The organism is Massilia consociata (assembly GCF_042432755.1).
Lineage (GTDB): Bacteria > Pseudomonadota > Gammaproteobacteria > Burkholderiales > Burkholderiaceae_D > Telluria > Telluria consociata.
In genome coordinates this window covers 213,757-226,758 of record NZ_JBHLWP010000009.1, presented here as the reverse complement: position 1 = coordinate 226,758, position 13,002 = coordinate 213,757, and the positions used below count along the sequence as shown (strand labels likewise).

Annotated in this window: 7 protein-coding genes; 1 reads left to right on the top strand and 6 read right to left on the bottom strand. The window is 68.4% G+C overall.

Annotated features, from left to right (window positions below):
- Nucleotides 1–59 precede the first annotated feature (59 nt).
- From cphA to bcaP, 5 genes are all read right to left on the bottom strand, one after another.
- Nucleotides 60–2,690, bottom strand: coding sequence for a cyanophycin synthetase (cphA, locus tag ACFFJK_RS08030; RefSeq protein ID WP_379678659.1), 2,631 nt, complete (start codon nt 2,688–2,690; stop codon nt 60–62).
- A 92-nt stretch (nt 2,691–2,782) separates the two neighbouring features.
- Nucleotides 2,783–4,225 (bottom strand): iron-containing redox enzyme family protein, encoded by a 1,443-nt coding sequence (locus ACFFJK_RS08025; protein ID WP_379678658.1) that lies wholly within the window; start codon nt 4,223–4,225, stop codon nt 2,783–2,785.
- 154 nt (nt 4,226–4,379) lie between these two features.
- Nucleotides 4,380–6,152: a thiamine pyrophosphate-requiring protein gene (locus ACFFJK_RS08020; protein WP_379678657.1), complete on the bottom strand. Its 1,773-nt coding sequence runs from the start codon at nt 6,150–6,152 to the stop codon at nt 4,380–4,382.
- A gap of 101 nt (nt 6,153–6,253) precedes the next feature.
- Entirely contained in the window at nt 6,254–6,871 is a 618-nt protein-coding gene (locus ACFFJK_RS08015) for an isochorismatase family protein (RefSeq protein WP_379678656.1), read from the bottom strand.
- Between the two features lie 129 nt (nt 6,872–7,000).
- Nucleotides 7,001–8,398: a branched-chain amino acid transporter BcaP gene (gene bcaP / locus ACFFJK_RS08010; protein WP_379678655.1), complete on the bottom strand. Its 1,398-nt coding sequence runs from the start codon at nt 8,396–8,398 to the stop codon at nt 7,001–7,003.
- Between the two features lie 468 nt (nt 8,399–8,866).
- On the opposite strand from bcaP, the gene ACFFJK_RS08005 reads away from it, so the two are divergent.
- A complete protein-coding gene (locus ACFFJK_RS08005) occupies nt 8,867–10,879 on the top strand; it encodes a tetratricopeptide repeat-containing diguanylate cyclase (RefSeq protein ID WP_379678654.1) in 2,013 nt (670 codons plus the stop codon).
- 83 nt (nt 10,880–10,962) lie between these two features.
- On the opposite strand, the gene ACFFJK_RS08000 is transcribed toward ACFFJK_RS08005, so the two are convergent.
- Nucleotides 10,963–12,942: an MHYT domain-containing protein gene (locus tag ACFFJK_RS08000; RefSeq protein WP_379678653.1), complete on the bottom strand. Its 1,980-nt coding sequence runs from the start codon at nt 12,940–12,942 to the stop codon at nt 10,963–10,965.
- Between the last annotated feature and the right edge of the window lie 60 nt (nt 12,943–13,002).

Here is a 13,002-nt window from a genome sequence, read left to right as displayed (position 1 = left end):
TGAAAAAAGCGGCCGGTGGCCGCTTCCCCGGCAGCGCCGGGTGCCTCGTACCACATGCTTCAGACCTGCGCCGCCACCAGGTCCGCGCTCTCCGGATCGCTCACCCGCAGCGCCTCCACGAACACCGACAGCGACGAGCCGCAGGCGAACACCAGCACATCGCCCGGCTGGCATAGCGACAGCCCGTGGCGGATCGCTTCGCCGACCTCGATCACGCGGTGCAACGTGTCGCTCATGCCCACCACTTCCTCGGCGCCCTCCAGGATCAGGTCCACCGCCTCGCCCACGGCGCGGCCGCGGCTCTGGGATTCGTACACCACCAGCTCGTCGAAGCGCTCGCCGCAGACCCTGCCCACTTCGCGCAGGTCCTCGTCGCGGCGGTCGCCCGGCGCGGTGACGATGCCCACCAGCTGGCTGGGAAGCATGGCGCGCGCCATGTCCGCCATCGCCGCGTAGGCCACCGGGTTGTGGGCGTAGTCGACGATCACGGTCACGCCGCGGATATCGAACATGTTGGTGCGCAGCGGATTGGTGCGCCCGTTCGAGACGAAGGTCGACAGGCCGGTGGCGATCTGCAGGTTGGTGAAGCCCGTGGCCATCAAGGCGCTGGCGGCCGCCAGGCTGTTGGCGATGTTGAAGCGCGCGCGGCCGCCGAAGGCCACCGGCATGCTCTCGACCCGCACCAGCTCCTGGTGCAGGTTGCCGTCGGCCACCACCACCGCATTGTCCTGCAGGTAGACGCCCCGTCCGCCATCCTCGAGGTGTTTCAGGAATACCGGGTTTTCCGGGTCCATCGAGAAGTACACGACTTCCGTTTCCGGTTTCACCCGCCGCGCCATCGCGACGCACAGCGGGTCTTCGGCGTTGAGCACCGCCGCCTTCGAGGCCGCGTTCGCCACCACCGCCTTCACCTGCGCCAGGTCCTCGACGGTGTCGATGCCATCCAGGCCGAGGTGGTCGCCCGACACGTTCAGCACCACGCCGACATCGCAGCGGTCGAATGCCAGGCCACGCTTGAGGATGCCGCCGCGCGCCGTTTCCAGCACCGCGAACTCGACGTCCGGCGAGCCGAGCACGGTGCGTGCCGACCAGTAGCCGGTGCAGTCGCCCTTGGCCACCTGCTTGCCGTCGATGAAGACGCCCTCGGTGGTGGTCACGCCGGTCACCTTGCCGGCCAGGCGCACGGTATGGGCGATCAGCAGCGTGGTGGTGGTCTTTCCGTTGGTGCCGGTCACCGCGATGGTCGGGATGCGGCCGTCGGATTCCTTCATCAGGCCCTGCACGATGGCGTCGCCGGCGTCGCGCGGCTGGCCGCTGCTCGGGTCCTGGTGCATGCGGATGCCGGGCGCGGCGTTGACTTCGATGACGGCGCCGCGCTGCACGTCGAGCGGCAGCGCGATGTCGTGGCAGACGATGTCGATGCCGGCCACGTCGAGACCGATCTTGCTTGCCGCGCGCACGCACAGCAGGCGGGTCGATTCGGGCAGGAGGTCGGTGACGTCCTCGGCGGTGCCGCCGGTGGACAGGTTGGCGTTGCCGCGCAGCTCGGCCGTCACGCCGCTGGGGACCACGCTGTCGAAGTCGAAGCCCTGCTTGCGCAGGATGTCGGCCGCATGGTCGTCGAGCGCGATCCTGGTGAGGATGTTGGTGTGGCCGTCGCCGCGCGCCGGGTTCCGGTTCTCGCGCTCGACCAGTTCGCGCACGGTCGAGGTGCCGTCGCCGACCACGTGCGCCGGACGGCGCATCGATGCCGCCGCCACCTGTCCGCCTGCCACCAGCACCCGGTAGTCGCGGCCTTCGACGTAGCGTTCCACGATGATGCGGCGGCCATATTCGCGGGCGAACGCGAAGGCGCGCGCCACATCTTCGGGCGTGCGGCAGTCGACCGTGACGCCCTTGCCCTGGTTGCCGTCGAGCGGCTTGAGCGTGACCGGCGCCTTCAGGCGCGCCGCGATGCGCTGCGCATCCTCGACCTTGCTGACGGTCTCGCCTTCCGGCACCGGTACGCCGGCTTCCTTGAGCAGTGTCTTGGTCAGCTGCTTGTCGCTGGCGATCTTCACGGCGATGAAGCTGGTGTCGCCGGTGGTGGTGGCCTGCAGGCGCTTCTGCTTCACGCCCCAGCCCAGCAGGAACAGGTTGGCGTCCTCGGTGATGCGCTGGGTCGGGATGCCGCGCTCGTGGGCCGCGTCCAGCACCGCCGCGGTGCTGGTGCCGATGGCGTGGCGCGAGGCGAGCGAGCGCAGCTCGGCCAGGCGCGGCGCCAGGTCGAATTCTTCGCCATGCCCCAGCGCGGTGACGAGGTCCACCGCCAGCTGGAAGGCCGGCTGGATCAGTTTCTCGATCTGGTAGGCGCAGACGATGCGGAACTGGCCGGGGTGGCCCGCCACCGGACGGGTGCGCCCATAGGTGGCGGGCGAGTCCGCCTGGGTCTGCAGCTCGAGCGTGACCTGCTCGATCACGCGGCCGAGATAGGTGCCCTCACGCAGGCGCTGGGCGAAGCCGCCGCGCTGGCCGATCGGCAGCAACTGCCCGCCCAGCGACGGCAGCGCGGCCAGCAGCGCGTCGTTGAAGCCCGGGATGTCCCTGGAGCAATGGCCGTACAGGTCTTGCAGGTCGACCACACTGAGCAGGCAGGGCGAGTCGGCGTGGACGTTCGGTCCGCGCAGGAAGCGTTGTTCCAGGATTTGCACGAATAGATCCTTGTAATCGTTGTGGGCGCGGCCCGGACATCCGGACCGCAAAGCACTGTCTCGTCGAGGTTGCGCGCACCGTGCGCGGCGCTTCAAGCGTCGAACAACCTCGTGTACATGCGCGTGGCCATCAGGCCGACCGCCGTGTGATGGATCTCGGGCGACATCAGCCCGGTCAGCAGTGCCATCGCCTCCTGCTTGCCGGCGCTTGCCGCGACCTGCTCTTCCAGCAGGCGCAGCTCGCTGTCCTGCGCCTCCAGGCGCGGATGGCGGCGGATCAGGCCGCGCTCGGGGAAGTGCGCGCTACGGTCGGCGTGCTCGCCCAGGTTGTCGAGCGTGCGCTGGCGCGCGCGCCAGGTCAGCGTACGGGCCCCTTCGACCCGCTTGCCGTCCGGCGTCGACATGATCCAGTCGCGCAGCACCTGCAGTTCGTAGGCACTGAAGACGCCGAACATTTCGGCTTTCTCGCCGTGTACCAGGCGCCAGAAGCGGCTGTGCTCGACGTCTTCGCCACGCTTGATCCAGCCGGCCTTCTCCAGGGCCGCCAGGAAGCCGGGGATCTGGGCCGGATCGCCCAGCCAGTCGTTGACCGAACGGCCGGCAACGCGGCAGTAGTCCGAGTGCATGTTCTTGCCTACATTGCTCTTGGCCGCCAGGATGCGCACCAGCTCGGCCTGCAGGTCGAATTCGGCGATCACGGAGGTGGTGCTGGCGCCGATGTCGTTCAGGCGGTAGCCGTCGAGCACGCGGCGGTAGAAGGCCTCGCGGTCGCCCACGCGCGGCATCAGGCCGGCGAGCGCCTGCACCGCCTTCTGGGCGTGGCCGCTGGCCGCGTTGTCCACCGTGACGTGCAGCGTGAAGTAATACGGGTCGATGCCGAACTCGTTCAGCTCGTACGAGGTGATGAGCAGGTGCAGCGGCAGTTGCTCGTAGCCGAGGTTGTAGCCGATGATCTCGGGCAAAAAGCTGTCCGCGTGGTGGCCGAGGGCAAGCTGGATCGCCCCTTGCACGAAATGCTCGTCGCCCAGGCTTTCCCAGCCGTCGCAGCCGTGGGTGGCCAGCAGCTTGCGGTAGATGGTGACGTGGTTCTTGCTGGGTGCGCCCTCGCCGAGCTCTTCGAGGTAGGTCTTGATCAGCTCGTGGTAGGCCGGGTTGTTCCAGTGCTTCAGCAGGCCGTAGAGCCAGGCGCCGTCGACCAGCTTGGTCGGCGCGACGGCCTTGATGAAGTACAGCGCGTGGGCACGGCAGGAGAAATAACGGCGCGGTGCGCCGTTCTTGCGCGCGGCCAGGTACTCACGGTACTGGGCGCCGACGGCATCGGTACGCTGCTGGACCCAGGCCGGCAGGTCGGCAAGGCTGCCCGGCAGGTCGGCCGGCAAGGCCTGCACCGCCGCGATCTGGTCTTCAACGTAGGCGCGCGCTTCGGCCGGGTTCGAGCGCGGGTCGCCATACAGCGAAAAATACAGGTCCTTGGCGCGTTCCCGGATTGCGGGAACGCCGGGTGCCGCGACGGTGGTGGCGTCTGCTAACAGCATCGGTCATCTCTCTCGGAATTTGTTGTTGGTCTGGTGCTACGATCAACATTATCCAGACTGGACCATTCCACGAAAATCGGTAGGCGCGCTGCGAGAATGTAAGAAAGGGATTACAAAGTTATAACGGTTGAGCTCGCAGACCCTTTCCTTCCTGTCAATCGCCCGACTGGCCGGAGATCCCGCGCCGCATGTCCGCCGCTTCGGCATCGCCCTTCTCCATCGCTACCTGGTATTGCTCCTGCTGGGCCGCGACCACGTGCGGCGGCAGCGGCGGCACGTTGGCGTCGACCACCACTTCCAGCACGAAGGGACGGCCGGCCGCCAGCGCGCGGTCCCAGGCGGCGCCGAGCGCCTCCGGGTCGTCGATGCGCTCCCCGTCCAGGCCGAGCATCCGCGCATAGGCGGCGTAGGAAAAGTCGGGCAGTTCCTGCGATGCTTCGTACTTCGGCTCGCCCCCCATGCCGCGCTGCTCCCAGGTGACGAAGTTCAGGTCCCGGTTGTTGAGAACCAGCACGACCAGGGTCGGATTGGCCCAGCGTTCGCGGTGCCAGGCGATCGACATCAGACCATTGATGCCGTTCATCTGCATCGCGCCGTCGCCGGCCAGGGCGATCACGGGACGGTCCGGATGCGCCAGCTTGGCGGCGAAGGCATACGGCACGGCCGATCCCATCGTCGCCAGGCCGCCCGACAACGAGGCCAGCATGCCGCGGCGCAGGCGCAAGTGCAGGGCGAACCAGGCCGAGGCCGAGCCGGAATCGCCGGCCAGGATCACGTTCTCGGGCAGGCGCGCCGACAGTTCGGTGAATACGCGCTGCGGGTTCACCGGCTCGGCCGGCTCCAGCGCCTTTTCGCCCAGCTCGCGCCAGCTGTCGGCGACGGACTTCTCGACCTGTTCGCGCCAGCCGCGTTCCTGCTTGCGCTCGAGCAGCGGGATCAGGGCGCGCAGGGTGGCCTTCGCATCGCCCACCAGGTTCGCCTCCATCGGGTAGCGCAGGCCGAGCATGCGCCCGTCACGGTCGATCTGCACCCCGCGCGCCTGCCCTTCGGGCGGCAGGTATTCGGCCCAGGGGAAGCTCGAGCCGACCATCAGCAGCGTGTCGCAGCCGTTCATCATGTCCGCGCTGGCCTTGGTGCCGATCATGCCGATCGAACCGGTCACGAACGGCAGGTCGTCCGGCACCACCGCCTTGCCCAGCAGCGCCTTGGCGATGCCGGCGCCGAGCAGCTCTGCCACTTCGATCAGCTCATCGGTGGCGCCGTGCGCCCCCGCCCCCGCCAGGATCGCGACCCTGCTGCCGGCGTTCAGGACCGCCGCGGCGGCGCGCAGCGCCTCTTCGGGCGGCACCACCGCCTGGTTGGCCTCGCCCACGCCCGAGAAGGTATAGCCGTGTTCGCGCGGCAGCGCAGGCACGGCGTCCTCTTCCTGCAGGTCGTTCGGGATGATGATGCAGGTGACGCAGCGCTCGCTGCGCGCGATGCGCACGGCGCGGTCGACCAGGTGGCGCATCTGCTCGGCACTGGTCGCCATCTGCACGTATTCGCCGGCCACGTCCTTGAACAGCGAGACCAGGTCGACTTCCTGCTGGTAGCTGGCGCCAAGGGCGCTGCGCTGCTGCTGCCCGACGATCGCCACCACGGGCTGGTGGTCGAGCTTGGCGTCATACAGGCCGTTGAGCAGGTGGATGGCGCCCGGCCCGGAGGTGGCCATGCACACGCCCACCTCGCCGGTGAACTTGGCGTGGCCGCAGGCCATGAAGGCGGCCATTTCCTCGTGCCGGGCCTGGATGAATTCGATGGCGTCCGGGCCTTCGCGGCGGTTGAACGCGGCCATGATGCCGTTGATGCCGTCGCCGGGATAGCCGTAGATGCGCCGCACGCCCCACTGGTGGAGGCGATCGAGCAGGAAGTCGCCGACAGTTGCCATGGAATCTCCTTGAAATGGAATCGTTGACGTCCACGAGCAGGCTAAGGAGTTCGGCGGACCCGCACCGTGCGCTGGCGCGCATAACGCGTCAGCCCGCGCGATTACGGTTGCGCGCCCAGCGCCAGGTCGGCCACGAGCCGGCCGGCCGACAGCCGCACCGGCACCGCGCCGGCCGCGAGCATGCGCGCGATGGCCCTGTCGCCGTCGCCCGGCGCGACCTCGACCGCGCGGGTCGCCTCCGGCACCAGGAACACCTGGAAGCCGGCCTCGATGCCGTCGAGCACGGTATTGAGTACGCAGTAGTCGGTGGCCAGGCCGCACACGGCCAGCCGGGTGATGCCGTCGGCCCGCATGCTGCGCGCCAGGCCGGTGCCGTTGAAGGCGGAATAGGCGTCTTCAACGGAGCTCACGGCCTTCGAGACGACGACGGCATTTTCCGGCAGCCGCAGCGCGGCAGAAAAATGGGCGCCTTCGGTGTCGGCCACGCAATGCGGCGGCCACGGCCCGCCCTGGGCGGAAAACGAGCAATGGTCGCCGGGATGCCAGTCGCGCGACGCGTACACCGGCAGGCCGCGGCCGTGGTACAGGTCGATGAGCGTGTTGATCGGTGCGATGACGAGGTCGCCGCTCGGGACGGCCAGGCTACCGCCGGGCAGGAAGTCGTTCTGGAGGTCGACGATGAGAAGGGCGTCGCCCTTGCCGAGCACGATGGCGCTCATGGATGGGTCTCCGTGTGGCCGCGCACCCGGGATGGGCCCGCGATGGAAGCCCAAGCTTATCACGCGCGCAAAAGAAAGGCGCCCGCTCCCCAGGGGGAAACGGGCGCCGGACCGGCTAATGCGGAAGGCTTAGTTGGTGTCGTTCAGCAGCGAACGCTTGCGTGCGTAGGCGAAGTACACGACCAGGCCGAGCCCCATCCAGACGGCGAAGGCAACCCAGGTGTGCCAGCTCAGGAAGGACATCAGGGCCAGGCAGAACAGGATGGCCAGCGCCGGGATCACCGGCACGCCCGGGCAGCGGAAGGCGCGCGGCAGGTCGGGACGCTTCTTGCGCAGGATGATCACGGCCACCGAGACCAGCGTGAACGCTGCCAGGGTGCCGATGTTGACCAGCTCGGCCAGCACGCCCAGTGGGACCAGCGCGGCGATCAGGCCGAAGATGATGCCGACCAGCCAGGTGGCGAAGTACGGGGTGCCGTATTTCGGGTGGACTTTCGACAGCTTCGCCGGCAGCAGGCCGTCGCGCGACATCGCGAACAGGATGCGGGTCTGGCCATACGCCATGACCAGGATCACGGTGCTCATGCCCATGATCGCGGCCAGGTCGACGAAACCGGCGACCCAGTCCTGGCCTGCCACCTGCAGCGCCAGCGAGACCGGGTGGTCGACGCCCTCGAACTGCATGTACGGCACGATGCCCGTCATGATCGCGGCCACGGCCACGTACAGCACCGTGCAGACCGCCAGCGAGCCGATGATGCCGATCGGCAGGTCACGCGATGGGTTCTTGACTTCCTCGGCGGCCGAGGTCACGGCGTCGAAGCCGATGAAGGCGAAGAACACCAGCGCGGCCGCGCTCATCACGCTGCCGGCGCCGAAGGGCATGAAGGGCTGCCAGTTGTCGGGCTTGACGTAGTTCATGCCGACGAAGATGAACAGCAGCACGACGCCGGTCTTGATGACCACCATCACGTTGTTCAGGCGCACCGATTCGCGCACGCCCAGCGACAGCATCCAGGTCAGGCACATCATGATCAGGAAGGCCGGCAGGTTGAACAAGGTGTCCACCCCGGGTTGGGCGCCGGGGGCCGCGCGCAGCGCTTCCGGCAGCACGATGCCGATGCCCTTGAGCAGCGACTGGAAGTAGCCCGACCAGCCGACCGCGACCGCCGAAGTGGCCAAGCCGTACTCCAGCAGCAGGTCCCAGCCGATCATCCAGGCGACCACCTCGCCCAGGGTGAAATAACTGTAGGTATAGATCGAACCGGCCACCGGCACCGACGAGGCGAATTCGGCGTAGCACAGCGCGGCGAAGCCACAGGCGATGGCGGCAACGACGAAGGAGAGGGTCAGCGCAGGGCCTGCGGTGACGGCGCCGGTGCCGGTCAGCACGAAGATGCCGGTACCGACGATCGCGCCGATACCCATCAGGACGAGGTCGAGCGGTCCGAGCACTTTCTTGAGGCCGCCCGGCTTCTGGGCCGACGCCAGCATGGTGTCGAGATTCTTGGTTCTGAAAAGACTCACTGCTTGTTCTCCAATCAAAAAATAGTGTGGTTCCGCGTCTTGTCGTTATCCGCTGCAGCGTATGCAGCAGCGCGTTCGGCATGCCGGTCGGTAGACCGCCTGCCCGCCCTGGGAACCGACTTCGTCCTGCCTGCAGGGAATGATTTTTTTGCAGACGTGCCATTATCTCCAGAATGTTGTTAGGAATCAAAGCAAAGTGATGAAACTCGACTAATTCCTGCATTTCCGTCAAAAAACAACCCGTTGGATAAACATGCAATGTGCATATTCGCGCTTGATTTCCCAAAATCAACAGCACATAATCATCTTATGCCGCCTGCCGCGGCAAGCCGCACGGCGCTACGGCCGCGCATCCCGGCCACCGCCCGGCCCGACATGACCATGACTATTCCCCTTTTTCGACGACCGGCAGGCCGGAACCGGCGCCGGTCACACGTTCGGCCTCCGGCGCTGGCACTGGCGCTTGCATTGGCATCTGCGCTGCCGCCCGCCTGGGGCGCCGCCGGTGCGCCGGGCCAGCCTTCGCAGCCTTCCGCGGCCGAGGTACGGCTGCGCGCCCTGTCGCGCCTGGCCGACGAGGACCACGCGCAGGCCCGCGCCCTGATGCTGAAGGAAGCGCCCGCCCTGACGGCCGGCATGCCCTACGCCGGCCAGGTCGCCTACCTGCGCCTGCTGCGCCGCCTGCACGCCGACGCCGGGCAGTTGCGCGACGCGTATGCCGTGGACGAGCGCGTGATCGTTCTGGCAAGCGCGGCCGGCGATGAGGCCCAGGTGGCCCTGGCCAGCCTCGGGCGCGTCCACAAGCGGCTCAACGACAATGACCCGGCGGCGGCGATGGCGCTGCTGGAAAACCTGGTCGCCCGCTACCATGACCTGGACGGCCTGGAATTCAGGGCCAATGCCGAGGTGGCCTATGGCGCGATCTACAACATGCTCGGCCAGCACGACCTGGCGCTGAAACACTACCTGCGCAGCCTGGAACTCATCCAGCGCGTCCCGCAGCTGTGGAGCCCGCGCGAAGCGGACCTGCGCCTGGCGCTGGCACGCCTGTACGTCAATACCGGCCACGCCGCCAAGGCGCTGGAAACCACCCGGGCCTACCGCGAAGCGCACAAGACCATGCCTGCACAGGTGGAAGCGTCGATGTACTTCATGGATGGCCGCGCCTACGTGTCGCGCGATGAACTGGCGCAGGCCCACGCGGCCTTCGGCCGCGCGCTGGCGCTGGCGCGCAAGCACGAGCTGCGCTGGCTGGAAGCGAACATCCTCGGCAACGTCGCCGATGCTTACCTGAAGGAACACCGCTACCCGGAGGCCGAGCGCGCGGCGCGCGCCGCCATCCCGGTGGCGGAACAGGTGGTCGACCACAGCGCCATCCAGATGGCCTGGGCCAACCTGGGCTTCGCGCTGTTCGGCCAGGGCCGCATGCAGGAAGGCGGCGCCTACATCGACCGTACCGCCACCGAGCTGCGCAAGGCCGGCGCGATGCTGGCCGTGTCGAACCTGCTGGCGGAGAAAGGCGCGGCGCTGGAAAAGGCGGGCCTGTACAAGCAGGCGCTCCAGACCGTGCGGGCGCGCGAGGAGATCCTGTCCACGCTGGCCATCAAGGAGCGCGACAAGGCCTTCGCCGCTCTGCAGGAACGCTTCAATGCCAGGCAGCGCGCCGCCCAGATCGAGAGCCTGCGCCAGGAAAACGCCGTCAAGGACGCCGAGATCCGCAACCGCAGCCTGCGCCAGGCCGTAGCCTCGCTCGGGGCGGTCCTGGCCTTCGTGCTGGCGGGCTTCGTCTACATGCTGTACCGCAAGAGCCAGCGCACCAGCCGCAGCCTGGCCGAGCTGAACGCGGAACTGGCGCACCATTCGGCGCACGATCCGCTGACGGGGCTGTACAACCGCCGCTCGTTCGTGGACAGGATGCGCCTGCGCGAGGCCGGGAACGCGCAAGGGGCGCCGCAGGGGATGGCGCAGGCAATGGATCCCGGCGACGACTGCTTCACGCTGCTCGACATCGACCATTTCAAGCGCATCAACGACCAGTACGGCCATGCCGCCGGCGACGCGGTCCTGGTGGAAGTGGGACGCCGCCTGAACGGGGCGGTACGCGAGTCCGACATGGTGCTGCGCTGGGGCGGCGAGGAATTCCTGGTGTATTCGCAAGGCGTCAGCGCGGCCCAGCGCCCGCTGCTGGTGCAGCGCATCCTGAACGCGATCGCGGCGGCCCCGGTGGTGCTGGAAGACGGCACCGCGCTGCAGGTCAGCGCGACCGCGGGCGCGGTGCCGCTGCCGGCGGCCGCCGGCCAGGCCCCGGGCTGGGAGCAGGCCCTCGCCCTGGCCGACCGCGCGCTCTACAAGGGCAAGGAGGCAGGCCGCAACCGCGGCTTCATCGTCGAGCAAGCCCATCCGGAACAGGGAAGCGGCGACGAGGGCGGCATGCGGATGCACCTGGTGCTGCCGGACATGTCCTGGCAGCCGGCCCACTAGGTAGTTCGGATCGAGATCCGTAGGGTGGTCGGCTCTGCCGACCGCGCGTTCAGCTCCCCTCCGATCACAGGCGGCGGCCAGTCCTACGCGCGGCTCAGTGCGCGGCGCTCCGCCATCGCCACCACGGTCTGCAGCAGGACGGCCGGACGCAGCGGCTTGGCCAGGAACTCGTCGAATCCCGCTTCGAGCGCCCTCTGCTGGTCTTCACGGCGCGAGAAAGCCGTCAGCGCGATCGCCGGCATGCCGGCCAGGCCCTTGTCGCGCAGCCCGCGCACGCGCCGCATCAGTTCGAAGCCGTCCATCAATGGCATGCCGATGTCGCTGACCAGGATGTCGGGGCGGTGTTCGTCGATCATGCGCAGCGCGTCGTGCGCACTCGTCGCCGACAGGATCCGCGCCCCGGAATCGTGGAGTACCTGCTGCACCAGGTCGAGCGAATCGATTTCGTCTTCCACCACCAGTACCGCCAGCCCGGCCAGGCTGCCGGCCGTCCCCTGCCCTGCGCCAACCGCTGCCGCCGGCTGCTCCGGCGCCGGGCCCGGCACAGCCGGAGCGCGCCGGATCGGCAGGTGCACGGTGAAGGTCGCCCCGCGTCCCGCGCCGGGACTGGACACCGTGATGGTGCCGCCCTGCAGTTCGACCAGCTGGCGCGCGATCGCCAGGCCCAGGCCGAGGCCGCCATGGCGCCGCGACGACGAGGAATCGGCCTGGCGGAAGCGGTCGAACACGAAAGGCAGGAATTCGGGATCGATACCCACGCCCGAGTCGGTGACGTCGATCGCCACTTCCTCGCCTTCGCGCCGCACCGTCACGGCCACCCGGCCGCCGGGCTCGGTGAACTTGATCGCGTTCGAGACCAGGTTCGACATCACCTGCTGCATGCGCCCGAGGTCCCCCATCACCGGTCCGGCATCGTAGTCGACGTCCGCGCTCAGCTGGATCTGCTTGCCGATGGCGGCCGGACGCGCCGTCTCCAGCGCCGCGTTGACGAATTCCGCCGGCGTCACCGGCCGCGCCTCGATGCGCACCTTTCCCGTGATGAGGCGGCTCATGTCGAGCATGTCCTCGATCAGCTGGGACTGGGCGCGCGCATTGCGCTCGATGGTCTCGAGGCCGCGGCGCAGCATGGCCTCGTCGCGCGCGCCCTGCAGCAGCAGCTGCGACCAGCCCAGCATGGCGTTGAGCGGCGTGCGCAGCTCATGCGACAGCGTGGCCAGGAATTCGTCCTTCAGCTGGCTCAGGTTTTCGGCCTCGACCCGCGCCTTCTGCTCGCGCAGGTAGAGCTGCTGGCGCTGCGCCGCCGTTTCCAGCGACGCTGCCAGGGTACGGTTGCGCGACTCGATGCGGGTGTCGAAGATCGATGCGAGCAGCGCGATGGTCAGCACCGCCACCGTCGCCACGGCGACCAGGATCGCCAGGTGATCCTGGTCGCCGCCGTCGACTGCGGCCCGGCAGACGCTGGCCGCATCGAAGTGGGCGGCGGCCATGCCGGTGTAGTGCATGCCGGCGATCGCGCCGCCCATGACGACGGCGGCCCCGAGCTGCACCAGTCGCGGACGGCGCAGCGTGTCGTTCAGGCGAAAGCCGATCCAGAGCGCCCCGGCCGAGGCGCCGATCGCGATCGCGACCGACGCCAGGAACAGCCAGGGGTCGTAGGTGATCGGGGGGTCCATGCGCATCCCGGCCATGCCGGTGTAGTGCATGGCATTGATGCCGAGTCCCATCAACACCGCGCCGAATGCCAGGTGGCGCCCGCCGATCTCGCGGTGGCGCAGCTGCCACAGGGCCAGGCCGGAGACGACCACCGGCAGCAGCCAGGAGACGAAGGTGATCCCCGGGTCGTAGCCGAGCGGCATCGGCAGGCGGAAGGCCAGCATGCCGATGAAGTGCATCGCCCAGATGCCGCTGCCCATCGCGAAGGCGCCGCCGGCCATCCAGGCGTGCGGGGCGTGGCCGTGCGCGTGCTTGACACGGATCGCGAGGCTCAGCGCCGTGTAGGACGCGAGGATCGCGACCAGGATCGAGAGCAGCACCAGCGTTGGTTCGTAATGGCCGATTAACATAAGGGTGAAATGCCCAGGTTCCTTCTTGTCCGCACCAGCGCAGCAACAGTCCTGGCAGGG

Excerpts from the sequence above, each read along its gene's own strand:
- ACFFJK_RS08025 (WP_379678658.1), bottom strand. The coding sequence starts at position 4,225 with ATGCTGTTAGCAGACGCCACCACCGTCGCGGCACCCGGCGTTCCCGCA.
- ACFFJK_RS08020 (WP_379678657.1), bottom strand. The coding sequence starts at position 6,152 with ATGGCAACTGTCGGCGACTTCCTGCTCGATCGCCTCCACCAGTGGGGC.
- ACFFJK_RS08015 (WP_379678656.1), bottom strand. The coding sequence starts at position 6,871 with ATGAGCGCCATCGTGCTCGGCAAGGGCGACGCCCTTCTCATCGTCGAC.
- ACFFJK_RS08000 (WP_379678653.1), bottom strand. The coding sequence starts at position 12,942 with ATGTTAATCGGCCATTACGAACCAACGCTGGTGCTGCTCTCGATCCTG.